Origin of the sequence: Spiroplasma endosymbiont of Apeira syringaria (genome assembly GCF_964020205.1) — a bacterium.
In the GTDB taxonomy this organism is placed as follows: Bacteria; Bacillota_I; Bacilli_A; order Mycoplasmatales; family VBWQ01; genus Spiroplasma_E; species Spiroplasma_E ixodetis_A.
The window spans coordinates 1,176,589-1,202,634 of sequence record NZ_OZ026543.1; the positions used below are offsets into that span (position 1 = coordinate 1,176,589).

Here is a 26,046-nt window from a genome sequence, read left to right on the forward strand (position 1 = left end):
CATCAACATTTCAATATTGATTTGAGTTTTTAACTAGTCATTCATTTATTTGGATTTTTTTATTTTTATTACTTAATGAGTTTTATTTTTTAACTTTTTTAATAAATTTTTCTTGATTTTTAAAAAGTAATATGATGATAGTTTTGGTTTAATATATTTTGTTAGATATTTAATTATTTTTTTCCGTCATTAATAATTTTTAATTTTGAAAAAATATTTAATTTATTAATAAAATCCTTTCATGTCAAAACTAGTGTTAATTATATAACCAATTGTTTTTAGAATACATTCAGTTTTTTTAAAATTAATGTTCTGGTAAAAAATCTAAGAAACAATAATAAATTATTCCAAAAACAACATATTAACTATTTTATATATCTTTCAACGATGAAAGTCCATTTTTAAGTAAAAAATATATGTTATAATTTAATAAATAAGTAAAAAATATTATAGTTAGGGTGAGAAAATTGAAAAAAAAAATTGGTATTGTTGCTGATTCCTCTTCAGGATTTTCAATTAAAGATTTAAAAGAAATGAATATTGGATTTTGTCCATTATTAATCACTTTTAGTGATGATACAACTATTACTGATGACCCTAACATTCTAAAGGATGAAGAATTCTATAATAGAATAGTTCATGAAAAACAATCTGCCAAAACTTCGCAAACACCACTTGGTCAAATGAGTATAATTTGAGAAGATGTTTTAACTAAATTTGAAAATATTATTTTTATTCCTTTATCAAAAGGGTTATCAGGTCAATATAACACTTCTACTATGTTATCAAAAGAATCTAATTTTAAAGATAAAGTTTTTGTTTTTGATAGTAATGGTGTTTCAGTTATTAACTGACTATTAGTTAAAAAAGCATATCAAATGTCACTTAACGAAAAAAATAATGTTAATGATATTATAGAAGCACTAAAATTAATAAGAGATAACTATATAGCATTTATTTTACCTTATGATTTAAATTATTTAGTTCGTGGTGGTAGAATTTCAAAATCAGCAGCAGCCTTAGCTACTATGTTAAAAATAACTCCAATTTTATTTTTTGACGGAACCATTGATAAATTTGATAAAACAAGAACATGAGATAAAGCTATTAAAAATACTCTTAAAGAAATTAATAAAAATAAAAAAATAGAAAGTATTACTCTTTTTTACATTATTCATGCTTTTGCTGAGGCAAAAGAAATAGAAAAAGTTGCAAAATTTGTTAAAGATTATGGCATTAAAAACGTCAAAACTATTAATTTAGCAAATGTAATTTGTGCTCATACAGGAATTGGAACCTTCAGTTTTGTTGCTTTTAATTTAGATAAAGATAAATTACCAAAATTATAATAATAAAAAATTCACTTTTATGAGAAACATTTAAAAGTGTTTTTTAATAATGGCAGGGGTGGCAGGACTCGAACCCACAACACTCGGATCTGAAGGCCGATGTTCTACCATTGAACTACACCCCTAAAATATTTAATTTAAATAGTACATGTTCAATTTTACGCGAAAGAAGTTTTAAGTTCAATTAAAATTTCATTTTTTTATTTTTAATTCACATTTATCACAAATTCCATGAATTTCTAACTTATAATGTGAAAAATAAAAATTATTTTTAATCGCTAATTTTTCAAGTTTTTCTTCTTGTAATGGTGAAATTTGTTGTTTATCTTCGAAAGAGGCATGAATAATTTTATTACAAAAATTACAAATAATATGAACGGTATTTTCTGATAGTTCATAAATTATTTGTTTTCCTTCAAAAACATTAGCATGAATAATATGTTCTGTCATTAATAAATCAATAGTATTATAAATACTCATAATATTAATATTATCATTACCTTCTTTTGTTAAAAAACTAATAATATCATTAATACTAACATGTTGCTTAAGCGTTAATACTTTAATAACTGCTTTACGAACATCAGTTAAACGATAGTCTTTATCTTTCAACTTTTGGATAATATTTTCAAAATTTTTATTCATACTAATCTCCTGATAAAATATAATATTACTTTTTTTTATTTTCTGCTGATTCTAATCTCTCAATTTCATTTATTAAATCTTGAACTGTTTTTGTTTGCAAATCCAGTAATTTATTATCATCAATTTTTACATGATGCTCTTCTTCTAATTTAAGAACAATCATTACTAATCCAAGAGAGTCAATTTTTACATCTTTAAATTTAGTTTTCGGTGTAATTTTTTCTTTAATCTCTGGATAATCCTCTTTAACAATTTGATGAATTTCACTTAAAATATTCATAAATTCACTCCTAATTTAAATCATTTTTATTAATAGTTATACTTAGTATAACATAGAGCATTAAATTTTATTTGTTATTTTAAAATATCATTCTAAATAATCTATTTTTAAATTAGTATTATATTCAACTCATACAGAATTATTTAAAATATTAAAATGAAAAATAAAATTATTAATTTTTCATTGTGGAAATGTTTTAATAATTAACTTTAAAAATATGTATTGAAATAAATCTTGATTAAATTGTATTTTATATATAATCTGTGACTGATTTGCTAAGATAGTACTATTTTTATCTAAAATAATTGTAATACTTTCATTTAATTTTTTAATATCAATAGCTTCTACAACTATCTCTGGATTTAAATTTTCTTTTTTATCATCTACGGTCTCTAATTCTACATCATATTCTTTTACCATTTCATTTAAATTTTTATTAGTTGAAAAATTTTTGATAATAAAAAATAATATAATACTTAATGTAATAGTGATAGTAATAATTAAAATGCTAATTTGTAACTTACGTATAAACATTTTATACATTTATTTGACTATGTATTAAATACTTATAATCAATAAAACTAAAGTTATCACTACTATAAAATTTTAATATTTCATTGTAAGTTAAACTAAAATTAGTAGCTGCCACTCAATTTTCACTATTATTTCTTATTAATTTTTTAATAAAAATAGAATGATATGGACCACCAATAATTGGTTCACTACTTTCTTCAATAAATTTTAAATTAATATCATATTTAAAAAAGGTTTGAAAATAAAATGGAATATTTATATTAAAGTGAAAATCTTCAAATCTTGGTAAGTCAAATTGATTTTTTCCTATTTCATCATTCAATACTATTTTATTTACAATGCTATTATAAATAGTGCTATAAAATTCTAAATAATATTCATCAATATTTTTTTTATTACGTAATAAAAAAGCTGGTATTTTATTATTTTGATAAAATTTTGATAGATTTTCATTAATATTTAATGATGTATTTTGTTGTAAATCAAAATTATTATTAAATATTAATATTTTACGTAATATTGTTTCTTTATCATTATATCAATCTTTTACTTTTGGAAAATGCGATACTAGATAACGTTTTATTTTTATTGGCACTATATTTGCAGTATTAATATTATTACCAGAAAACTTAAAAACCTCATCTAATCTTGATTTTCCACCAACTATCATGTTCTTCATAATCGTTTTAGAAAAAATATGATAAAATCCTTTATCAGAGAAATTTGTCGTTAAAATAATGGGATTTTTAATTTCTAAATTAAAATTTGTTGTAATAAACATTTTTGGTTTAATTTGTAATTGATACTGTGGATTACTATTAAAATAAAAACTAAGTAATCCATAATTATGTTTATTATTAATATGACGAATTTCCTTTAAATTACTAGGTTTTTTACAATTAAAACTATAATTTAAAATATTTACATTATCTTTTTTAATTGCTACTGCTGGTAAAATTATCTTATAAGTTTTCATAACCATATGCAAAAAAGAAATATCAGCATATGGACCAAGTTTATTATTGGATGGGTTACACTTTATTGGACACTAATTACATAGACAAGTTAACAAAGAAAGGAACTATAATTATGGCCAATATTAACTCATATACCGATGAATTTAAAAAACAAATAGTAGCTTTATATCAAAGTGGCAAATCAGTATCTTGCCTTGTTAAAGAATATAATGTTACAAGAGCAGCTACTTACAATTGAATTAAGCAATTTACTAATTCAGGTAGTTTTAAAACTAAAGATAATCGTTCTGTTGAAGAAAATGAATTAATTAAATTAAGAAAAGAATTAAAACAATTAAGAATGGAAAATGATATTTTAAAGCAAGCAGCACTAATAATAGGCAGAAAGTAGAGATTATTGCAAATAATAAATCTAAATATAAAATTCGCACAATGTGTCATTTTTTAAAACTCTCTAAATCAACATATTATTTTAATTTAAAGAAAAAAAATAAAATTCAAAATAATATTTATGAACAAGCTGTTATTAGTGCTTTTAAAAAAAATAAAGAAGTTTATGGTACTAGAAGATTAAAAGTCATTCTAGAAAACCAAGAAATTTATTTATCAAGACGAAAAATTAAAGAAATTATGAATAAACATAATTTAATATCAAAATACACTAAATTATCATTCAAAAATTATCATAATAAAGTCAATGATAGTCAAATAACCAATCTTGTTAATAGAAACTTTAATAATAGAGTTAAAAATGAAGTTATTGTTAGTGATTTAACTTATGTTCAAGTAAATGGTAAGTGAAACTATATTTGTTTATTAATTGACCTATTTAACCGCGAAATAATTGGACATAGTGTAGGTACTAAAAAAGATGCATCATTAGTATATCAAGCATTTATGCACTCAAATCGCTGTTTAAAAGATATTCAAATATTTCATAGTGATCGCGGTAATGAATTTAATAATAAAATTATTGATAAACTTTTACTAGCATTCAATATTAATCGCTCTTTAAGCAAAAAAGGTTGTCCTTATGATAACGCTGTTGCTGAAGCAACCTTTAAAACTTTCAAAACCGAATTTATTAATGATAAAAATTTTACATCATTAATCCAATTAAAATTAGAATTATTTGATTACATCAATTGATATAACAAAATAAGAATTCACGGCACTTTAAACTACTTAACTCCAGTTAATTATCAAAAACAAATGTCTACCAAAAAATAGTCCTAAAAAGGGTTGCCATTCCATTATTTTCAAGTAATTCTAAATATGAAGAAGTAAGAAATACTCACTTAATTGATTTAGATATCACAAGTTGTCCACTTGCTTGCTTAATACTACTATAATTCAAATCATATTGAAACGTTACATCGTCAAGTAATCCTTCACTTGGTTCTTTGTTAATATCAAAATCATAACTATATGCTTCTACAATTTGAAGTTCAATATAATAATAACTGCTTTTTTGCAAAGTTTGGATCGGAAAGCCAACCACTGTAAATCTTGGAATTAAAAATAATTCTTTTTCATAAATGGGGCTGTTTTTTACATCACTTGTTAAATTCATCTTTTGTTCTAAAAAACTACGCGAATTCAATAAATCAATGCTATTAATATTCATTTTATATCCTTAAATTAAATATAAGTATAAAAAACGCTTAATAGCCGTTTTTTCTAATTTTTCATATTCTTTGATATGATAATATTTTTTTCATCAATTTTTATTTGATTTAACTAAGAACGTTCTAATAATATAACTATATTCATTTTTTGGTAATAATGCTAAAACTGTATCAACAATTTGCACATGTTTTTCATATTTTTTTAAATCCTTATTTATCACTATCTTATTAGCATAGTGAACACTATCCTCTTTCAAAACATAATTTTCTTTAAAATTATTATTTGCTAATGTTAATTTTGCTTGTTCATATTTAACAAAAATAGCAGCAATTAGTTGCTTATCAGCACTTATTTGTTCTTTCATTATTATCACCTCAATAATAATTTAAAAACAAATAATTATTTTTCCTCTATTTTATTTCTATTTAACTTACTAATTTTAATATGATCTTGCAAAATAAGTTCAGACACTATTAGGAGTTTGACACTTAAAACAATTACTTGGTTTTTTATACGGTTCTAAAGGAATACAACGTGATGTTGTAGCAGTTAAACTTTTAATTTCTTCTTCACACTTTATTTGATCACAAAAAGGTACAATAAAGAAACCTTTATGAATTTTAACTAATTTATGATATTCATTAAAATCTGTTAATTCTTTTAAACTTGTATTTAATTTTTTTTGTGAACTATTAAATAAATCTTTATTTAATTTATTTAATTGATTAATAATAGTTGTTACTAATAATTTTTCATTATTAATTTCAACATCAATAGTATCTAAATTATGACGTAAAATTAATTTAATTACTTGGTTTTCAATTTCTTGCTCACCAATTGCAATAGTAATTGGAATACCTTTAATTTGACTTTCACTTTTCTTATAAGAAAAACTTTTATTATCTTCATTTATTAATACTCGGAAATGAGAACTTAAAATTTTAAATATTCTTTCAACAGTTATTTTAACTTTATCACTTTTAGGTGATAAATTTAAAAGCATAATCTGATGCGGTGCAATTGTAGATGGCAATACTAAACCTAGATCATCGCTATGTGCCATAATTAAAGCACCAATTAATCTTGTCGATACACCTCATGATGTTTGATATCCTAATTCTTGTTTATTGTCTTTATTGCTAAATTTAATATTAAATACCTTTGTGAACTCTTGGCCAAAATAATGACTAGTACCGGCTTGTAATGCTTGTCCATCTTGCATCATAGTTTCAATTGTATATGTCATTTTTGCCCCAGCAAAACGTTCGTGAATTGTTTTTGCACCAACAATAACTTTAATTGCTAATTGTTGTTCAACAAAATCAGCATACAACTTAATCATTTTTAATGTAAAGTTTTTTGCTTCTTCATCGTTATTATGCATTGTATGTCCTTCTTGTCATAAAAATTCACTAGTTCTTAAGAATGGTTTTGTATTTTTTTCTCATCTAACAACATTGCATCATTGATTATATAATAATGGTAATTGTTTATATGAACTAATTATTTTTGAAAAATGACGACAAAATAAAACTTCTGAAGTAGGACGAATAATTAGTTCCTCTGATAATTGATTATTTCCAACTTTAGTTACAGTTGCACATTCTGGTGCAAAACCCTCAATATGATCTTTTTCAACTTGAAATGCTTTTTGACTAATTAAAAGTGGTAACATTACATTTTCAATATTTAAAATTTTAAATTTTTGATTTAATAAATGTTGAATATTTTCTCAAATTGCATATCCGCGAGGACGAAAAATAATGGTACCGGCTGCCGAACCATTTTCTGCACCATAATCACAAAGTTCTGCTTGCTTAATAACATCAGTATATCATTTGGCAAAATCAATCTCTCTTGCTGTAATATTTTTATTCTTTGCATTATTCATAATGATCTATTCACCTTTCGTTGATTGACTTTTATGTCATTTCCAATAATTTGGATAATTTAAAGCATCTAGCACTTTATTTGCTTGTTCTGATTCTAATACTTTTCCTAGTAAATAGTCAACCTTTAATCCTTTTAAAACAATAATTTCAGGAACATTAATAATACCACGAGCTAAAATATTTTTAATACCTAAAATTCTTAAATAATGCAAACAAATAATAACATCAATATATTTACTAAAAATAAAAGTAACTTGTTCTAATAAATTAGAAGTTAAAACTACATAATCAGGCTTAAAATGATTAATTAATTTAAAATTATCAATATGACGTAAATCATGAGTAAAAGAAATTTTTATTTTATTACTACGAATAGTTTTAATAATTGAATCATACTTATTCCAACTATTAATTTCACCAATATCTTGAAAATCAAAAATTAAATCACAATTTTCAAAAAGATTTTTTTTCTTATTAACGAAAGCAATCAACTTTGTTAAAATAGTTTTATCTTGTAACTCAATTAAACTAACAGGAAGAATAAGGTTTTTTTCTTGTTTTAATTTCGCAAATTTTTCAAATGTTTGAATAAATAAAGGTTCATTTACTTTTCATCACAATCCTGAATCTTGAATATTACGCATCAAAACAATAAACGAAACATAATAAGAGTTTTTAACAAAATTTCATCAAGCATAGTAACAATTTGGCTCATTTGAATTATCACTTTTATACACTGGTCTAATACTAACACTTAATAATTTTTCCATTTGCTCTGATTGTAGAAGCGAATAATGATTATAATCAGGATAATTTAAAATATCATTTGTCTTCAATTTAATTTCAATTAAGTCTCTACTTTGTACTACTTCTAATTGATTCTTATCAATAATTTTATTATATAATATATAGACATTTGAAGCATCAGTTTTTACTGAAGCATAAACACATAATATTTGACTTTGAATCTGCAAATAACTACTTTTTTCTACTAAATTACGTTTAATATAACTATTTATTTTTTTTTGGAATCGATATAAATTTATTTTCTTATTTCTAGAATAAATTAAAAACTGACCATCATAATATTTACAAATAATAGTATTATCTAATCCTAAAGTTATTTTACTATAATATGAAATTAATAACTCCATTCGTTCAATATTATTAACAGTTAAAATATTTTCTAATGCTAAATAATTTTTTATTTTTATTAAAATCATATATTCAAATTGACTATTTATTTTTTTATTATATTTTTTTTGACTAAAATTATCTAAAATAGTTTGCACAAAAACTGACTTTACCACTGTTAACTCATTTTGTTGTAAAATAATTGCTTGTGAAATAGCAAAACGATTATAACGAATATTACTTTGCATTTGACCATACAAAACTTTATTATTATTATCAAAATAATCAATTGATAAATCATAAACAATAACTTTACTTCCTAATTGAAAGGAAACCGAAAAATGACACGGCTCAAATGGAACTTTATTCACTAATAAATCTTGAATAAAAATTTCAATTTTTACTTTAGTTTTACGATTCATCATTGATTTAAATACAAACAATGAAATTCTTTTTTTACGATTTAAAACTTCTAAGCGTTCAGAAAAAGTAATAATTTCATTTTTTAAATCAATTTTCAATGGAACTAAACTTAACAAATCACCATGGATAACATTATAATATTGATTATTACGATGATTTAAACGCATAAATAAAATAATTATTATTGTCATAAAAGGAATTAAAGCAATAATTACAATTGCAGATCAACGCATAATTTTACCTCCATTTAATCAGAGCCTAAAGTAATATTACCATTATTTCCTTGGAAAAGTTTTAACTTTAGTCTTTGATTATCAATATATAATTTAGCTAAACGAAACATTTTGCGATCTTTAACCAAAATTCAATCAATAGCTTCAACAGGAATTGTTTCATATATTTGAACACGATTAGTATCAACATTTAAACCTCAATCTTTAACAGTGTTTTGAAATAATTTATGAATATCAACAGAAATAATAGCTATTTTATTAACATCAACATTTTGCTCTGCACATCACTTTCAAAAAAAATGACGTGTTGAATTACCTAACTCTAATTCTAAATAAGTAGCATGTTCTAAATAAGTTCAAACAATATATTCTTGCTTTGGCAATAATTTAATTTGTGAAGAAGGTTTAATTCCTTGTTCTAATATTAATGTAATGTTACTAACATCATTATAAAAAAATAAGTTAAAAATATTTTTATTTTCTAAATGTTTAATAATTTGAATAGTTGATCTTCTTCTAAAATTTAAAAAAATATTATTGCGCTTTTTATTATTCGTTAAAGTAGAAGATTTATTAGTTTTTTTTTGTTTTTTAAACCTATTAAAAAAAGGAGTTTTTTTTTCATTGTCTTCTGATAATTTAGAAATATCCAAATTAGGTTGATTTTCATCACTAAAATATTCTTTAATTTTTTTAATTCGTCGACTTCAACCCATAAATTATGACCACCTTATTATTAATATTTACCTAATTATACTAAATTTTTTTAAAATAATGGTGCTAAAATTCTAAGCAATAATAAAAATACACCCCGATAGGCAAAACTACGATGTAGTAGTGGATTACTAATAATTAAACTAGAATGAATAAAATCTTTTTCAAATGAAGCAGATAAATCACTATTTGTTTTACTATCATAAACAATTACTAAAGTTTGATGATCTGAATAAAGACTACGATAATCAAGATTAGTTGAACCAATAATAGTAATATCATCATCAAAAATACCAGACTTAGAATGGTTAAAAACATTATTATATTCATAAATTTTAACACCTGACTCAATCAATGAATCATAATAAGTTCTTGACATATCTAATGATAAAAATTTATCAGTAATTCCGGGTAATGATAATCTAACATCAACACCAGAATAAGCACTATTACGCAATGCAGTAATTAAATCGCTAGTTGGAATTAAATAAGGAGTACTAATTCAAACTCGCTTTTTAGCATTACTAATAAATTTAATAAATAAATCTTTTTGAATTGTTTCTTTAGTAATCGGTCCATCATCAATTACTTGGACAATAATATTATTTTTAATTTTTATTTCAGATTTTTCAGCACTAATATCAAGAATATTACCAGTAATAAAATGCCAATCTTGTCTAAATATTAAATCAATTGATTTAACAGCTTCCCCGACAATTCTAATTTGGGTATCTCTTCAAAAGCCATACTTTGCAGAAAGATAAATATAGTTATCTGCTAAGTTAACTCCACCAGCATAGCCAATATTCCCATCAATAATGATATCTTTACGATGATTACGAAAATTATAATTTCCTGTCATAAATGGTAATCTAACTGGTGAAAATTTATGAATAATAATTCCCATTTTTTTCATTTTTCATATTTTATATTTAGATAAACTAAAATATGAACCAACAGCATCATAAATCATATAAACTTTAACTCCTGCTTCAATCCTTGCTTTTAAAACATTAATAATTACTTCTAATAGTTCCCCTTCACCAAGAATAAAATAATTAATAAAAATATAACTTTTTGCTTGTTTTAAATCTTCAATTAATTTAACAAATTTATTAGGACCATTATTTAAAATTTGAACATCAGTATTATTATAAAATGGTCGATGAGAAATTCTTGTTGTATAGTTAAATAAAGATAAAGTATCATCACTCAAAGTTATTTTTTTTGATTCTAAAATTGAATTAGCAAAAGTTCAATCTTCTTGGGTATAAAAATAACTATTTGTTTTTAAATAAGCTTTTTGTTTTCGTCGATAACGATAAGGACGACCAAAAGTTCAATATAAAAAAATACCGATGATTGGCAAACATAAGGTAACCATAATTCATGATAGTTTTGCATATTGCATACGATTGGTAATAAAAATAATAATACCAGTTAAAATAGTTAAAGTAATAATTATCATCAAAATAATTCATGAATATTTAATATAATTAAATATAACGAAAACTATTGTTGCAATCAAAGCAATATATAAGATTAATGATAAAAGTAAGTTTACTCGTTTACGCATGATTTCTCCTTAATATAAAGAGTTCTTTATTAAATTATATCTAATTATTAATAAATTTATTATTTAAAAGTAAAAAAAAGCAATTAATGCTTTTTAAATAATGGCGGAATGGGAGAGATTCGAACTCTCGCGACAGTTTCCCGTCCTAACTGATTAGCAATCAGTCCTCTTCAGCCTCTTGAGTACCACTCCAAAGTTATAATAATTATTTTTTTTACAATTATTATTATAACTTTAATTTTAAAATTTACTATGTATTTTTTAATTTTTTTTTAAAAATCCTATATTCCAAAATAAAATTTCACTATTTTTTAAATTAAATAAATAATATATTACTAAATTTGTTACAAATTTATTTATTACTTGAAACCACTATTCAATAATCTAATTAATTTATACAACACAAACATTGCATTGATAATTTTCACTATCCTCTAAAACCTCTTGACGAATACGAACATAATAAATTGATGAACAACCTTTTTTAAAGGCTCTAATATAAGCTTTATTTAAATCACGAGTTGTCGCTTTATCAGTAATAAACAAAGTTAAAGAAATTGCTTGATCAACGTGTTGTTGTGCTGCTGCTACAATATCAATAATTGGATTAGGGCCTAATTCATATCCACCTGCAGTGTAATATGCTAAATTATTATCATCAATCTTATAAGCAGGAACATAAACACGACCTAATTTCCCTTCTTTTCGTACCTCAACAGGAGCAACTACCGGTTGTAGACTTGGTGTACATGAAGATAAATAACTAATTGAACCAGTGGGTGCTACTGCCATTAAATGTGAATTAGCCAATCCTGTTTCTTTAATTTTTATTACTAATTCTTTTCATTGCTTCTGAGTTGGAATCATAATGTTATATTTTGCAAATAATTCTTGTATTTTTTTTGTTTCAGGAGTTCATTTATCTGACTGACATTTTATATATTTATCAAAATATGAACCATCAGCAAATTTTGAATTTTTAAATCCACTAAAACTTCCAAATTTTAATGCTAATTTATTTGAAGCACTAAAAGCATGATAAGCCATAACATAAAAGAAAATATTAGTAAAATCAATTGCTTCTTTTGAATCATAAAAAATATGATTTGTTGCTAAAAATCCATGTAAATTCATAGCGCCTAAACCCAAAGCATGATTTTTTTTATTTCCATATGCAACTGATGGAGCACTAGAAAAATCACTACTTCTTGATACGTGATCTAATGAATGAATTGCTTGAAAAATAACCTCACCAAATTCACTTCCACTTTCCATTACTTTTGCAATATTAATACTTCCTAAATTACAACTAATATCTTCACCAATTTCTTTAAAACTTAAATCACTATTAAATTCACTAGCTGTACTTACTTGAATAATTTCACTGCACAAATTACTCATAACAATTCTACCAGGATGAGCATTATTTTTATTTACTGTATCATCAAATAATAAATAAGGATATCCACTTTCAAAATGTAATTCAGCAATCATTTGAAATAATTTGCGAGCACTAATAAAATTTTTACTAATATCAGGGTTTTTTAACATATTATAATACTCTTTAGTAATAGAAATATCTGTCATTGCTTTACCATAAACTTTTGCAATATCATAAGGACTAAAAAGTGCCATCTGTTCATTATTTTTTGCTAATTCAAAAGTAATATCAGGAATAACTACTCCTAAAGACATTGATTTAATACGAATTTTTTCATCTGCATTTTCACGCTTTGAATCTAAAAATAACATAATATCTAGATGATGAACATTTAAATAAACTGCCCCAGCACCTTGTCTTTGACCTAGTTGATTAGCATATGAAAATGAATCTTCAAGAATTTTCATAACCGGGATAACCCCTGTTGCTTGATTTTTAATATTTTTAATTGGCGCTCCAAATTCTCTTAAATTTGTTAAACACAAAGCAACTCCACCACCACGTTTTGATAACTGTAATGAAGTAGTAATAGCTCGAGCAATTGATTCCATGTTATCTTCAATTCGTAAAAGATAACATGAAGTGTATTCACCTCTTTGTTTTTTCCCTGCATTTAAAAATGTGGGAGTAGCTGGTTGAAATCTACCAGACATAATTTGTCTTAAAATTTTACTAGCATGTTCAATATTACCATCAGCAAAAAATAAACTATTCATAACAACTCTATCTTCATAATTTTCTAAATATTGTTTACCATTAAAACTTTTTAAAGCATAAGAATTATAAAATTTTAAAATACCCATAAAACTTGTAAACTGATAATTAAAACTGTATGCTTCATTTGTTAATCGTTCAATTTCCGTAATTGAATATTTATTAATTATTGTTTCATCATAATATTGATTTTTTACTAAATATTCTATTCTTTCTTTAACGGTTTTAAAAAGCAATAAATTTGGTTTAATATGATTTTTCATATAATATTGTGCTGCTTGCAAATCAAATTGTGCATTATTAGTAGTTTTTGCTCTAGCATTTAAAGTAACATATTCATCACTTTCTAAAGTTCCAGATAAAGTATTTATTTCATTAGTATTTTTTTTATCTTTATCTCAAAAATCTACTAATATATTTTTTATTGTTGATACATCATTTTGAGTTCCTAATAATTCAAATTGAAATAATAGTGGGACATTTAATTTTTTTGAAAGAATTGGCCCAGCAATTGCAAAAGTATCACCAAAATTAGTATTCCCCGACGCAATAACACCACGACAAAAATTACGATTTTGCTTATTATTTAAAAATTTAATTACCTGTTTAGGAACTGCCCCTTCTTTAATATCACCACCCCCACTATATGTTGGTGTTATTAACACATAATCTTTATCAACTAAAATTTCCTCTTGTAAATCGTGAGGAATTCTTGAATTTAAAACCTCTAATTTTTGAATAAAACGATGAGTATTATTTGACAAAGAAGAAAAATAAACAACATGAATTTTTCCTTCTGGCTTTAATATTTTTTGGTTTGAAACTTTTACAACATCATTATGCATTTTTTTACTCCTTTAAAATTAAAATTCTCAATCTTCATCTTGCGTTTCTACAGTAATGCCCATTACATAAGATGAACCATTACCTGAAAAGAAATCGTGATTTTCATCAGCTCGAGCTGATAATTGATTAAAAATTTCCGGTTTAATTCTTGTTTGTTCTTCACTAAAAGGTGAATCATATCCTAAATTTTGTAAAAACTTACCAGCATTATATAAACTAAACTTAATAGCGTCTTCAGCTAAATTAAATTCTTGATATAATTCTGTCAAATATTGCTTTTCTAAATCAATTAATTTAAACAATAAATCAAATACAAATTTTTTCATTTCTTCTTGTTTTTCTTTTGGTAACTTTTCAACTTTTCTTTGATATTTATAGCCACTATAATAATTATGAATCACTTTATCACGTAAAATTAATCTAATAATATCTGAAGTATTAGGTAATTTACTACGAGCAGATAAATAAAATGGTAAATAAAAACCACCATATAATAAAAAACCCGGCATTAAAGCGGCAGCTACTTTCGATTTTAAAGGATCATCACTTGTATAATAAGGAATTAGTGCACGTGCTCTGGCTTGTAAACTTTCATTATTAATTACTCACTCATGAGCAGATTCAATCTGCTCACTAGAACATAAAGTTGAAAAAATTGTTCCGTATGATCGAGCATGAACTGCCACCATAAAAGCAAAATTTGTATAAATAACTTGTTCATGATCAGTTAAAGAATTAGGTATTTGTGCAATATCACCAACCGTTGCCTGAATTGTATCTAATAAAGTTAAACCTGTAAATGTTCTTGTTATTAACTCTTGTCATTTTGGATTTAATGTTTTTCAAGAAGTCAAGTCATTAGAAACAGGAATTTTTTCTGGTAACCAAAAATTTTGAGTAATACGATTTCAAACTTCTAAATCTTTTTCATCATTGATTACATTTCAATTTACAGATCGCATTTTTCCATTAAAATTTTTCATAATATACTCTAATGGTGACTGTGATTGTTGAAAATATTTGTTATCTTTTGCCATTTATTATTACCCCTCTACTTAATTACACAACTAAAAACATCCCCTATATTATATAAAGGATGTTGTCATTATTAAAAATTACTTTATTAAAATTACAAATATTAAAAAATAAAAGTAATTATTAAAAATAATCATTAATTCACACCCAGGAATATAATATCACTTAAAAAATTAGACCGGTCTACTGGCTTAGCTTCATTTTACTTGTTACCCTTCTCAAAGTTTTATCTTCAATGGTTTTGTAACGTTCATCAACATCACAGTTGCTGGGGCAGCAAAGAATTCTCATCTTTTTCCCGAACATCTAAAGTTCCTTGTTATTTAGTTGTATAAATATTCTACTACAAGAAAAACAATTTTGGTAATTTATAAATACATTACTATGTATTTTTTTAACCTCAACTATTTTAAAATTATTCTTAATTTTTTTAGGCTTTTCTCCCTTTATGTACTATTTTAATTTTATCACATAAATGCTGAGAAAAGCCTATCTACGGACTTCTCCCCACATTTTTAAATCAAACATAGAATTACATTTTCAAAACTAGGTATCTTGTTGAATTTATATGCAGCTTCTTTAGCATATAAATGAACATGATGTTTTGCAACTTTGATATGTGTTTTAAATGTTCTTCTTATATGTTTTCAAACTGATTCAATTTGGTTGGTATTTACACCAATTTTTGAAACATAGCCATCTTGATGGTTAACTTTTTCATGCTTAGTGAAAACTGATTTAAAATCGCAATATCCTTTTCAAGAATCAGTATATACAAGACATTTTGAAGAAATGTGGTTTTTTGCAAACTGCAAAAGATTTTTACTCTTTGCGTTTTTCAATACTTTCACAATTAAATTATTGGTTGTTTTTTGATAAATGCCAACAATCAAGGTTTTATTCACCAAGGATCTTCCTTTTTTTTTAAAACCCATATGTGAAAGATACATTTCATCAATTTGCACTGTACCTTCAACAATAAATTGAGGTTTTTGTTTTGCAATACGTGTTCTGATTTTATGAGTCATTCTTCAAGCAGTTTTCAAAGTCACTCCCAATTCTTTTGCAATATCTGTTGATGGAATTCCATGTTTGGTGTTTATTCATCTAAAGATAAGATAAAACCAAGATGTTAAAGATGTTTGTGACCTTGAAAATATGGTGCCTGTGAGAATGCTAAATGTTTGATTACATTTTAAACATCTCATTCTTTTTAAATCAGAAGTATTCAAATTAAAATTAAAACACCTAATACATTTGTTTTCTTTCAAATTTGCTATATATGCAAGAAATTGCTGTTCAGTTTGAAAAGCATTTTTGAATTCATTCAGTTTCATTATTCCCTCCACAAGTACATGTGGGGAGAAGTCCGTTTTTTTATTATGAAAATTTTCATTTTAATATACAAAAATAATTTAATATATTTTACTATTGTTTTTTAAAGTAAAAAAAACATTAATCTTTATACTTTATTTGTTAATAATTTTTTTTCAACTTTTTGTAATTGTTTAATAAAATCATTAATAGTGCCGTTATTTTTAACAATAAAATCAATATCTTTATTTAAAATTAAATATTTTTTTTGTTGATTTAATAGTGAAATAACTTGTAAATCATTAACATTATCACGTTCTTTTATTCGTTGGATTTTTTTATCTTCCTCAGCCTCAATTAAAAGAATTTTATCAACTAATAAATTTAAATTTGCATTAAATAATACTGCACAATCAATAACAATTAATTCTTGGTGTATTTTATTACGAATAATATCTTCTTCAAAAATTTTTACCATTTTTGGTCAAATAATATTTTCTAATTTACGTAAAATATGAGGGTGTTGAAACGCTTCATACCGTAATTTTATTTTATTAATTGTTTTATCACTATTAATAAAAGTATTACCGAATTCATTAATTAATGCTTTTTTTGTTTCTTTTAGTGTATAAATATGTTTAACAACTTTATCAACAAAAATAACATACGCACCTTTATTTTGAAAAAAATTTGTAGCGGTTGTCTTACCTACTCCCGCTTCACCAATAATACCAATAATCATGAGTTCACCCTTACTTATGTTCAATTTGATAACTTGCAAGAATACCAATCATTGCTGCATTATCAGTACAGTATTCTAATTTTGGAACAATTATTTTTAAATTTGGATATTTATTTTTTAAATCTAATACTGCTAATCTTAATTGCTGATTAGCACTAACTCCTCCTGCTAAAACTAAAGTTTTTGGATTATGTTTTTTTAATGCTAATTCAATTTTATTAATTAACACTTGAATAACTGTTGTTTGAAAAGAAGCTGCAAAATTATTAAATTGTAACTTACCTTTTTCTTTATTTATCAAATTAGCACATGCTGATTTTAAACCACTAAAACTAAAATCTAAACTATTATCATTTTTAGGTAATGGTAATTTATAAGTTGGCTTTCCCAATTTAGCACTTCGTTCAATTTCAGGACCACCGGGATATTTTAAACCTAACATTCTTGCAACTTTATCATAACATTCACCAACAGCATCATCTAATGTTTGACCAAGTATAGTGAAATTTAAATGTTCATTTGCCAACATCAACTGTGTATGACCACCACTAACTAATAAACCAAGTAATGGAAATTCTCATTCATTATTAATTAAAGAAGCATACAAATGTCCATACAAATGATTACATGGAAGCAATGGCTTTTCTAAATAAGCAGCAATAGTTTCTGCTATAATTTTACCTACGTGTAAACAACTAGCAAGACCAGGAGTATTAGTATAAGCAATAAAATCAATATCCATAATTGAAATGTTAGATTTTTCAATTGCTGTTTGTAAGACAGTAGCAATATTTTCACTATGAGCTCGTGCTGCTAATTCTGGAACAACACCACCATATTGTTGATGAAGCTTAATTTGTGAAGCAATAATATTACTTAAAACATTTTTATCTTTAATAACAGCAACACTAGTTTCATCACAACTAGTTTCTATTGCTAAGATTATCATCAATATCCTCTTCTTTATAATAAGCAACTGCTGATTCTAAAGCTAAAATCATCATTTTTTTAAAACTAGTTTCGCGTAATGTTGCTGAAATTGATTCACCGGTAATAAAAGAATCAGAAATTGTTAATAAACAAGCAGCATTTTTTTCTAAATGTTTTGCATTAGCAAATAAAGCAAAAGATTCCATTTCTACTGCTAAGCATTTGCTAATTAAAGGATTAGTTTTATAATCATTATCATTAATACGATAAAATACATCACTTGAATGAATTAAACCTGATCTTAAATTTATTTTTTCACTTACTATATACGAAGAATTTTCATTTTTTTGCTGATCAAATTCATTATCAATTTTTTGTGCCACTTTATTAATAATTTTGCTAATATTACCAACAGATTCAATTTGATTTTCATCAATATTAGCAGCATATTTAGCGAAAGTAGATTCACTATATACTTTATTAGTATTAATAATATCATAAACTTTAACATCTTTTTGATATGAACCAGCACTACCAACACGAATAATACAGTCAACATCATAAAATTTAAATAACTCATATGAATATATACCAATTGAAGGCATACCCATACCACTAGCAGCAATAGTAATATTATATCCTTTATATTTTCCAGTAAACATTAGCATATTACGAACATTATTTACTTGTTTTCAATCTTGTAAAAAATTAGAAGCAATGAATTGAGCACGTAATGGATCGCCTGGCATAATTACTACTTTTGCAATTTGATCACGAGCAGCTTTAATATGAGCTGTTGGAATTTTTTCTTTATTTTCCATATATTCTCCTTTTTTTAAATAATAATAGTTATTATAATATATTGTTAATTTAGTAACAACATTAATATTTTTAATGACTTGTTTTTTATTTTAAAAATTAAATTTAATTTTATAACTTTTCATACTAATTAAAGAAAATAAAAAATAATCTAAAAAAGTTTAATCAACACCTTTTTAGTTTTTTTAGTATAATTTACTAAAACTAAATAATGTTTAGTTTATAAAAAACTCATTACTTTATTTTAAAGTAAATGAGTTTTTATTTTAAAAAGGTGGGAAACATAAATATTTAAAAATTTAACTAAAGGAAATAAAAAAGAAATAGAAGAATGCCAAAGAAAAATGAAAAATTCTTCTGAAAATCAAAAATATTTACAACAAAAAATATATTTTGAATGAGAAAAATTAGATAAAATAAATTGGATAACAGAAGCAGAACGAGTAGTTGAAACAAATAATACTATAAAACCATTAGAACAAAAATTACGAAAAGAAGAAAAAAATGAATAAATAATTATAAACAAATAGAAGTAATAAAAAATAGACCATATTGTCAAGAAGAAAGAAAACAACGAGAAGCATTAAAAAGTCAAGAATTTGCAAAATTAAAACATGTACGTATGAATGAACCATCTATTTATCATGATGGAACTTTTGGTATAGTTTTTGATACAGTTGGAATGGCAACCTTTTTTAGGACTATTTTTTGGTAGACATTTGTTTTTGATAATTAACTGGAGTTAAGTAGTTTAAAGTGCTGTGAATTCTTATGTTGTTATATCAATTGATGTAATCAAATAATTCTAATTTTAATTGGATTAATGATGTAAAATTTTTATCATTAATAAATTCGGTTTTGAAAGTTTTAAAGGTTGCTTCAGCAACAGCGTTATCATAAGGACAACCTTTTTTGCTTAAAGAGCGATTAATATTGAATGCTAGTAAAAGTTTATCAATAATTTTATTATTAAATTCATTACCGCGATCACTATGAAATATTTGAATATCTTTTAAACAGCGATTTGAGTGCATAAATGCTTGATATACTAATGATGCATCTTTTTTAGTACCTACACTATGTCCAATTATTTCGCGGTTAAATAGGTCAATTAATAAACAAATATAGTTTCACTTACCATTTACTTGAACATAAGTTAAATCACTAACAATAACTTCATTTTTAACTCTATTATTAAAGTTTCTATCAACAAGATTGTTTATTGGACTATCGTTAACTTTGTTATTATGATTTTTGTATGATAATTTAGTGTATTTTGATATTAAATTATGTTTATTCATAATTTCTTTAATTTTTCGTCTTGATAAATAAATTTCTTGGTTTTCTAGAATGACTTTTAATCTTCTAGTACCATAAACTTCTTTATTTTCTTTAAAAGCACTAATAACAGCTTCATCATAAATATTATTTTTGATTTTATTTTCTTTTTTCTTTAAATTAAAATAATATGTTGATTTAGAGATTTTTAAAAAATGACACATTGTGCGAATTTTATATTTAACTTTATTTTTGACAATAATTTCTATTTTCTGCCTATTATTAGTGCTGCTTGCTTTAAAATATCATTTTCCATTCTTAATTGTTTTAATTCTTTTCTTAATTTAATTAATTCATTTTCTTCAACAGAACGATTATCTTTAGTTTTAAAACTACCTGAATTAGTAAATTGCTTAATTCAATTGTAAGTAGCTGCTCTTGTAACATTATATTCTTTAGCAAGGCAAGATACTGATTTGCCACTTTGATATAAAGCTACTATTTGTTTTTTAAATTCATCGGTATATGAGTTAATATTGGCCATAATTATAGTTCCTTTCTTTGTTCACTTGTCTACGTAATTAGTGTCCAATAAAGTGTAACCCATCCAAGGAGAACTTAATGAAAATATTAATCAAAACATTAAGTGTTTTAACACTTGCAACAACCACAGGAAATTTAACGAGTTTCTTAAACTCAACTATACAAAAAAATAATATTACAACTAACTATATTCAAAATAAAACACAGCAATATACAATTTACATTGATAAAGATGGAAAGCAAGTAACAACTAATCAACATTTTTTAACAGACATAGATAGTAAAGAAATCATTCAAATTGGATTTTATAAAAATGAGAAAGAAGAAATTCAAGTTGTCAGAATGCCAGAAAATATTGAAAAAGTTCCAAAACAATTACCTGGATGGGTTACACTTTATTGGACACTAATTACATAGACAAGTGAACAAAGAAAGGAACTATAATTATGGCCAATATTAACTCATATACCGATGAATTTAAAAAACAAATAGTAGCTTTATATCAAAGTGGCAAATCAGTATCTTGCCTTGTTAAAGAATATAATGTTACAAGAGCAGCTACTTACAATTGAATTAAGCAATTTACTAATTCAGGTAGTTTTAAAACTAAAGATAATCGTTCTGTTGAAGAAAATGAATTAATTAAATTAAGAAAAGAATTAAAACAATTAAGAATGGAAAATGATATTTTAAAGCAAGCAGCACTAATAATAGGCAGAAAGTAGAGATTATTGCAAATAATAAATCTAAATATAAAATTCGCACAATGTGTCATTTTTTAAAACTCTCTAAATCAACATATTATTTTAATTTAAAGAAAAAAAATAAAATTCAAAATAATATTTATGAACAAGCTGTTATTAGTGCTTTTAAAAAAAATAAAGAAGTTTATGGTACTAGAAGATTAAAAGTAATTCTAGAAAACCAAGAAATTTATTTATCAAGACGAAAAATTAAAGAAATTATGAATAAACATAATTTAATATCAAAATACACTAAATTATCATTCAAAAATTATCATAATAAAGTCAATGATAGTCAAATAACCAATCTTGTTAATAGAAACTTTAATAATAGAGTTAAAAATGAAGTTATTGTTAGTGATTTAACTTATGTTCAAGTAAATGGTAAGTGAAACTATATTTGTTTATTAATTGACCTATTTAACCGCGAAATAATTGGACATAGTGTAGGTACTAAAAAAGATGCATCATTAGTATATCAAGCATTTATGCACTCAAATCGCTGTTTAAAAGATATTCAAATATTTCATAGTGATCGCGGTAATGAATTTAATAATAAAATTATTGATAAACTTTTACTAGCATTCAATATTAATCGCTCTTTAAGCAAAAAAGGTTGTCCTTATGATAACGCTGTTGCTGAAGCAACCTTTAAAACTTTCAAAACCGAATTTATTAATGATAAAAATTTTACATCATTAATCCAATTAAAATTAGAATTATTTGATTACATCAATTGATATAACAACATAAGAATTCACAGCACTTTAAACTACTTAACTCCAGTTAATTATCAAAAACAAATGTCTACCAAAAAATAGTCCTAAAAAAGGTTGCCATTCCAACCACCATAAATAACATCCTTGAGAGAAATTGGATGGGTTACACTTTATTGGACACTAATTACGTAGACAAGTGAACAAAGAAAGGAACTATAATTATGGCCAATATTAACTCATATACCGATGAATTTAAAAAACAAATAGTAGCTTTATATCAAAGTGGCAAATCAGTATCTTGCCTTGCTAAAGAATATAATGTTACAAGAGCAGCTACTTACAATTGAATTAAGCAATTTACTAATTCAGGTAGTTTTAAAACTAAAGATAATCGTTCTGTTGAAGAAAATGAATTAATTAAATTAAGAAAAGAATTAAAACAATTAAGAATGGAAAATGATATTTTAAAGCAAGCAGCACTAATAATAGGCAGAAAATAGAAATTATTGTCAAAAATAAAGTTAAATATAAAATTCGCACAATGTGTCATTTTTTAAAAATCTCTAAATCAACATATTATTTTAATTTAAAGAAAAAAGAAAATAAAATCAAAAATAATATTTATGATGAAGCTGTTATTAGTGCTTTTAAAGAAAATAAAGAAGTTTATGGTACTAGAAGATTAAAAGTCATTCTAGAAAACCAAGAAATTTATTTATCAAGACGAAAAATTAAAGAAATTATGAATAAACATAAGGCTTTTCTCCCTTTATGTACTATTTTAATTTTATCACATAAATGCTGAGAAAAGCCTATCTACGGACTTCTCCCCACATTTTTAAATCAAACATAGAATTACAGTTTCAAAACTAGGTATCTTGTTGAATTTATATGCAGCTTCTTTAGCATATAAATGAACATGATGTTTTGCAACTTTGATATGTGTTTTAAATGTTCTTCTTATATGTTTTCAAACTGATTCAATTTGGTTGGTATTTACACCAATTTTTGAAACATAGCCATCTTGATGGTTAACTGTTTCATGCTTAGTGAAAACTGATTTAAAATCGCAATATCCTTTTCAAGAATCAGTATATACAAGACATTTTGAAGAAATGTGGTTTTTTGCAAACTGCAAAAGATTTTTACTCTTTGCTTTTTTCAATACTTTCACAATTAAATTATTGGTTGTTTTTTGATAAATGCCAACAATCAAGGTTTTATTCACCAAGGATCTTCCTTGTTTTTTAAAACCCATATGTGAAAGATACATTTCATCAATTTGCACTGTACCTTCAACAATAAATTGAGGTTTTTGTTTTGCAATACGTGTTCTTATTTTATGAGTCATTCTTCAAGCAGTTTTCAAAGTCACTCCCAATTCTTTTGCAATATCTGTTGATGGAATTCCATGTTTGGTGTTTATTCATCTAAAGATAAGATAAAACCAAGATGTTAAAGATGTTTGTGACCTTGAAAATATGGTGCCTGTGAGAATGCTAAATGTTTGATTACATTTTAAACATCTCATTCTTTTTAAATCAGAAGTATTCAAATTAAAATTAAAACACCTAATACATTTGTTTTCTTTCAAATTTGCTATATATGCAAGACATTGCTGTTCAGTTTGAAAAGCATTGTTGAATTCATTCAGTTTCATTATTCCCTCCACAAGTACATGTGGGGAGAAGTCCGAAACATAATTTAATATCAAAATACACTAAATTATCATACAAAAATCATAATAACAAAGTTAACGATAGTCCAATAAACAATCTTGTTGATAGAAACTTTAATAATAGAGTTAAAAATGAAGTTATTGTTAGTGATTTAACTTATGTTCAAGTAAATGGTAAGTGAAACTATATTTGTTTATTAATTGACCTATTTAACCGCGAAATAATTGGACATAGTGTAGGTACTAAAAAAGATGCATCATTAGTATATCAAGCATTTATGCACTCAAATCGCTGTTTAAAAGATATTCAAATATTTCATAGTGATCGCGGTAATGAATTTAATAATAAAATTATTGATAAACTTTTACTAGCATTCAATATTAATCGCTCTTTAAGCAAAAAAGGTTGTCCTTATGATAACGCTGTTGCTGAAGCAACCTTTAAAACTTTCAAAACCGAATTTATTAATGATAAAAATTTTACATCATTAATCCAATTAAAATTAGAATTATTTGATTACATCAATTGATATAACAACATAAGAATTCACAGCACTTTAAACTACTTAACTCCAGTTAATTATCAAAAACAAATGTCTACCAAAAAATAGTCCTAAAAAAGGTTGCCATTCCAAAATGTTGAATTCTGAAATGCAAAATTATTTAGGATATGAAAAAAATCAACATAGTACTACTGAAAATGCTCGTAATGGTACAAGTTCAAAAAAATTAATAACTCAACAAGGTAAAATTGAAATTGATGTACCAAGAGATCGCAATAGTAATTTTACTCCTGTAATAGTTCCTAAAAGGCAAAGAAGATTTGATGGTTTTGATCAACAAGTTCTTTCCTTTTATGCAAAAGGAATGACATTATCTGACATTAGAATGCAGTTGCAAGAGTTATATCATGGTGCTGATATTAGTGAAAGTGTTATTAGTCAAATTACTGATGATGTTATTGATGATGTTAAAGCATGACAAAATCGACCATTAGAAAGTATTTATCCTATTGTTTATTTTGATTGTATAGTAGTTAAAGTACGACAAGATAAACGGATTATTAACAAATCAGTTTATATAGCATTAGGAGTTGATTTAGAAGGCAAAAAAGATGTTTTAGGATTATGAATTAGTGAAAATGAAGGTTCTAAGTTTTGATTATCTAATTTCACAGAAATGAAAAATCGTGGCTTAAATGATATTCTTATTGCTTGTAGTGATAATTTAACAGGCATGTCAGAAGCAATACAATCAGTTTATCCTAAAACAGAACATCAATTATGCATTGTTCATCAAATTAGAAATAGTTTAAAATATGTTTCATACAAACATCGAAAAGGTCTAGTTGCAGATTTAAAACCAATTTATAGTGCATGTAGTGAAGAACAAGCAATGCAAGCTTTAGAATCGTTTGAAAGTAAATGAAATAAACAATATCCTCAAATTACTAAATCTTGATATAAAAATTGAGATAATTTAATGGTTTTTATTAGTTATCCAGTAGAAATCAAAAGAGTGATTTATACTACAAATGCTATTGAATCTGTTAATAGTCAATTACGAAAAATCATCAGAAATAAAAAAGTTTTTCCTAATGATATGGCAGTTTTCAAAATATTTTACTTGGCAATTGAAAATATAACAAAAAAATGAACATTGCCTATTCAAAATTGAAATACAGCAATTGCTCATTTTATGATAAAATTTGAAGACAGAATTAATCTAAATTAGTAACTTTGTAAAACAAAGATACACAGATTATTAAAAAGCCTCGAAAATGCTGAACGAGAGGCTACTATTAATAGTAGTCAAAAATTTAATTTTATTTCAATATAAGTTATTTTAAATTGATTTT

General features: G+C 24.5%; 27 protein-coding genes, 2 tRNA genes, 1 pseudogene and 1 riboswitch. Of the genes and pseudogenes, 10 read left to right on the plus strand and 20 right to left on the minus strand.

Features of this window, described 5'->3' with window-relative positions; all coding sequences use genetic code 4:
- Positions 1 to 467: 467 nt before the first annotated feature.
- A complete protein-coding gene (locus tag AACL02_RS07245; RefSeq protein ID WP_339040496.1) occupies positions 468 to 1,349 on the plus strand; it encodes a DegV family protein in 882 nt (293 codons plus the stop codon).
- A 50-nt stretch (positions 1,350 to 1,399) separates the two neighbouring features.
- Here the strand turns inward: AACL02_RS07245 and AACL02_RS07250 are convergent.
- From AACL02_RS07250 to AACL02_RS07270, 5 genes are all read right to left on the minus strand, one after another.
- Positions 1,400 to 1,474, minus strand: a tRNA-Trp gene (locus AACL02_RS07250).
- 49 nt (positions 1,475 to 1,523) lie between these two features.
- Positions 1,524 to 1,994, minus strand: a complete 471-nt coding sequence (locus AACL02_RS07255; RefSeq protein WP_339040499.1) for a Fur family transcriptional regulator — start codon at positions 1,992 to 1,994, stop codon at positions 1,524 to 1,526.
- 25 nt (positions 1,995 to 2,019) lie between these two features.
- Entirely contained in the window at positions 2,020 to 2,274 is a 255-nt protein-coding gene (locus AACL02_RS07260) for an acyl carrier protein (protein ID WP_339040501.1), read from the minus strand.
- 60 nt (positions 2,275 to 2,334) lie between these two features.
- Positions 2,335 to 2,694 (minus strand): hypothetical protein, encoded by a 360-nt coding sequence (locus tag AACL02_RS07265; protein ID WP_339040503.1) that lies wholly within the window; start codon positions 2,692 to 2,694, stop codon positions 2,335 to 2,337.
- Between the two features lie 115 nt (positions 2,695 to 2,809).
- On the minus strand, positions 2,810 to 3,589 hold the full coding sequence (locus tag AACL02_RS07270) for a hypothetical protein (protein WP_339040505.1): 780 nt from the start codon (positions 3,587 to 3,589) through the stop codon (positions 2,810 to 2,812).
- 308 nt (positions 3,590 to 3,897) lie between these two features.
- Between AACL02_RS07270 and AACL02_RS07275 the strand changes: the two genes are divergently transcribed.
- A protein-coding gene (locus AACL02_RS07275; RefSeq protein ID WP_422397812.1) for an IS3 family transposase occupies positions 3,898 to 5,015 on the plus strand; the annotation gives its coding sequence in 2 pieces (ribosomal slippage) (positions 3,898 to 4,168 and positions 4,168 to 5,015; 1,119 coding nt in all).
- On the opposite strand, the gene AACL02_RS07280 is transcribed toward AACL02_RS07275, so the two are convergent.
- The 10 genes from AACL02_RS07280 to AACL02_RS07325 form a co-directional block, all read right to left on the minus strand.
- Entirely contained in the window at positions 5,002 to 5,358 is a 357-nt protein-coding gene (locus AACL02_RS07280) for a hypothetical protein (protein WP_339040509.1), read from the minus strand. The genes AACL02_RS07275 and AACL02_RS07280 overlap by 14 nt on opposite strands.
- Before the next feature lie 63 nt (positions 5,359 to 5,421).
- On the minus strand, positions 5,422 to 5,778 hold the full coding sequence (locus tag AACL02_RS07285) for an MG284/MPN403 family protein (protein WP_339040511.1): 357 nt from the start codon (positions 5,776 to 5,778) through the stop codon (positions 5,422 to 5,424).
- A 75-nt stretch (positions 5,779 to 5,853) separates the two neighbouring features.
- Positions 5,854 to 7,305 (minus strand): proline--tRNA ligase, encoded by a 1,452-nt coding sequence (gene proS, locus AACL02_RS07290; protein WP_339040513.1) that lies wholly within the window; start codon positions 7,303 to 7,305, stop codon positions 5,854 to 5,856.
- Between the two features lie 6 nt (positions 7,306 to 7,311).
- Entirely contained in the window at positions 7,312 to 9,096 is a 1,785-nt protein-coding gene (locus AACL02_RS07295; RefSeq protein ID WP_339040514.1) for a hypothetical protein, read from the minus strand.
- 14 nt (positions 9,097 to 9,110) lie between these two features.
- On the minus strand, positions 9,111 to 9,812 hold the full coding sequence (locus AACL02_RS07300; RefSeq protein WP_339040516.1) for an acetyltransferase: 702 nt from the start codon (positions 9,810 to 9,812) through the stop codon (positions 9,111 to 9,113).
- Between the two features lie 50 nt (positions 9,813 to 9,862).
- Entirely contained in the window at positions 9,863 to 11,386 is a 1,524-nt protein-coding gene (gene cls, locus AACL02_RS07305; RefSeq protein WP_339040518.1) for a cardiolipin synthase, read from the minus strand.
- Between the two features lie 101 nt (positions 11,387 to 11,487).
- Positions 11,488 to 11,578, minus strand: a tRNA-Ser gene (locus tag AACL02_RS07310).
- Positions 11,579 to 11,779: 201 nt separating this feature from the next.
- Positions 11,780 to 14,386 carry a class 1b ribonucleoside-diphosphate reductase subunit alpha gene (gene nrdE, locus AACL02_RS07315; protein ID WP_339040520.1) on the minus strand — a complete coding sequence of 869 codons (2,607 nt, stop codon included), beginning with the start codon at positions 14,384 to 14,386 and terminating at the stop codon, positions 11,780 to 11,782.
- Between the two features lie 18 nt (positions 14,387 to 14,404).
- Positions 14,405 to 15,424, minus strand: a complete 1,020-nt coding sequence (nrdF, locus tag AACL02_RS07320; RefSeq protein WP_252319910.1) for a class 1b ribonucleoside-diphosphate reductase subunit beta — start codon at positions 15,422 to 15,424, stop codon at positions 14,405 to 14,407.
- 157 nt (positions 15,425 to 15,581) lie between these two features.
- Positions 15,582 to 15,747, minus strand: a riboswitch (cobalamin riboswitch).
- A gap of 190 nt (positions 15,748 to 15,937) precedes the next feature.
- Positions 15,938 to 16,759, minus strand: coding sequence for an IS1595 family transposase (locus AACL02_RS07325; RefSeq protein WP_339040522.1), 822 nt, complete (start codon positions 16,757 to 16,759; stop codon positions 15,938 to 15,940).
- Here AACL02_RS07325 and AACL02_RS07330 point away from each other — a divergent pair.
- Positions 16,705 to 16,836 (plus strand): hypothetical protein, encoded by a 132-nt coding sequence (locus AACL02_RS07330; RefSeq protein ID WP_339040524.1) that lies wholly within the window; start codon positions 16,705 to 16,707, stop codon positions 16,834 to 16,836. The two genes, AACL02_RS07325 and AACL02_RS07330, sit on opposite strands and share 55 nt — an antisense overlap.
- A 48-nt stretch (positions 16,837 to 16,884) precedes the next feature.
- Here AACL02_RS07330 and coaE read toward each other — a convergent pair whose 3' ends face one another.
- Genes coaE through AACL02_RS07345 form a run of 3 tightly spaced genes read right to left on the minus strand, consistent with a single transcriptional unit; the run spans position 16,885 to position 19,229 of the window.
- The gene (coaE, locus tag AACL02_RS07335; protein ID WP_339040526.1) at positions 16,885 to 17,478 is read right to left on the minus strand and encodes a dephospho-CoA kinase; all 594 of its coding nucleotides are present in this window, start codon (positions 17,476 to 17,478) and stop codon (positions 16,885 to 16,887) included.
- Between the two features lie 10 nt (positions 17,479 to 17,488).
- Positions 17,489 to 18,427, minus strand: a complete 939-nt coding sequence (tsaD, locus tag AACL02_RS07340; protein WP_339040528.1) for a tRNA (adenosine(37)-N6)-threonylcarbamoyltransferase complex transferase subunit TsaD — start codon at positions 18,425 to 18,427, stop codon at positions 17,489 to 17,491.
- The gene (locus AACL02_RS07345; protein WP_339040530.1) at positions 18,402 to 19,229 is read right to left on the minus strand and encodes a purine-nucleoside phosphorylase; all 828 of its coding nucleotides are present in this window, start codon (positions 19,227 to 19,229) and stop codon (positions 18,402 to 18,404) included. Before AACL02_RS07345 ends, tsaD begins: the two co-directional genes overlap by 26 nt.
- A 342-nt stretch (positions 19,230 to 19,571) precedes the next feature.
- On the opposite strand from AACL02_RS07345, the gene AACL02_RS07350 reads away from it, so the two are divergent.
- Complete coding sequence (locus AACL02_RS07350; RefSeq protein WP_339040532.1) at positions 19,572 to 19,739, plus strand: hypothetical protein; 168 nt, start codon at positions 19,572 to 19,574, stop codon at positions 19,737 to 19,739.
- A gap of 189 nt (positions 19,740 to 19,928) precedes the next feature.
- On the opposite strand, the gene AACL02_RS07355 is transcribed toward AACL02_RS07350, so the two are convergent.
- Positions 19,929 to 21,049, minus strand: a protein-coding gene (locus tag AACL02_RS07355; protein ID WP_339040217.1) for an IS3 family transposase whose coding sequence is annotated in 2 segments (ribosomal slippage) — positions 19,929 to 20,806 and positions 20,806 to 21,049 — 1,122 coding nt in all. Because the reading frame shifts where the segments join, the coding sequence is not laid out codon by codon here.
- A 77-nt stretch (positions 21,050 to 21,126) separates the two neighbouring features.
- On the opposite strand from AACL02_RS07355, the gene AACL02_RS07360 reads away from it, so the two are divergent.
- The 4 genes from AACL02_RS07360 to AACL02_RS07375 all read left to right on the plus strand — a co-directional run bounded on the left by AACL02_RS07360 (position 21,127) and on the right by AACL02_RS07375 (position 23,363).
- Positions 21,127 to 21,465, plus strand: a complete 339-nt coding sequence (locus AACL02_RS07360; protein WP_339040534.1) for a hypothetical protein — start codon at positions 21,127 to 21,129, stop codon at positions 21,463 to 21,465.
- A gap of 29 nt (positions 21,466 to 21,494) precedes the next feature.
- Positions 21,495 to 22,612 (plus strand): IS3 family transposase gene (locus tag AACL02_RS07365; RefSeq protein ID WP_422397813.1). Its coding sequence is split into 2 segments (ribosomal slippage): positions 21,495 to 21,765 and positions 21,765 to 22,612, totalling 1,119 coding nucleotides; the frame shifts between segments, so codons are not numbered across the junction.
- 119 nt (positions 22,613 to 22,731) lie between these two features.
- Positions 22,732 to 23,010 carry a transposase gene (locus AACL02_RS07370; RefSeq protein ID WP_339040199.1) on the plus strand — a complete coding sequence of 93 codons (279 nt, stop codon included), beginning with the start codon at positions 22,732 to 22,734 and terminating at the stop codon, positions 23,008 to 23,010.
- Between the two features lie 41 nt (positions 23,011 to 23,051).
- Positions 23,052 to 23,363, plus strand: coding sequence for an IS3 family transposase (locus AACL02_RS07375; RefSeq protein ID WP_339040538.1), 312 nt, complete (start codon positions 23,052 to 23,054; stop codon positions 23,361 to 23,363).
- Here the strand turns inward: AACL02_RS07375 and AACL02_RS07380 are convergent.
- Positions 23,349 to 24,170, minus strand: a complete 822-nt coding sequence (locus tag AACL02_RS07380) for an IS1595 family transposase (RefSeq protein WP_339040540.1) — start codon at positions 24,168 to 24,170, stop codon at positions 23,349 to 23,351. The genes AACL02_RS07375 and AACL02_RS07380 overlap by 15 nt on opposite strands.
- Here AACL02_RS07380 and AACL02_RS07385 point away from each other — a divergent pair.
- Positions 24,116 to 24,799: an IS3 family transposase gene (locus AACL02_RS07385; RefSeq protein ID WP_422397814.1), complete on the plus strand. Its 684-nt coding sequence runs from the start codon at positions 24,116 to 24,118 to the stop codon at positions 24,797 to 24,799. The two genes, AACL02_RS07380 and AACL02_RS07385, sit on opposite strands and share 55 nt — an antisense overlap.
- A gap of 22 nt (positions 24,800 to 24,821) precedes the next feature.
- Positions 24,822 to 25,922: pseudogene (locus tag AACL02_RS07390) on the plus strand (IS256 family transposase); the annotation flags it as partial.
- Between the last annotated feature and the right edge of the window lie 124 nt (positions 25,923 to 26,046).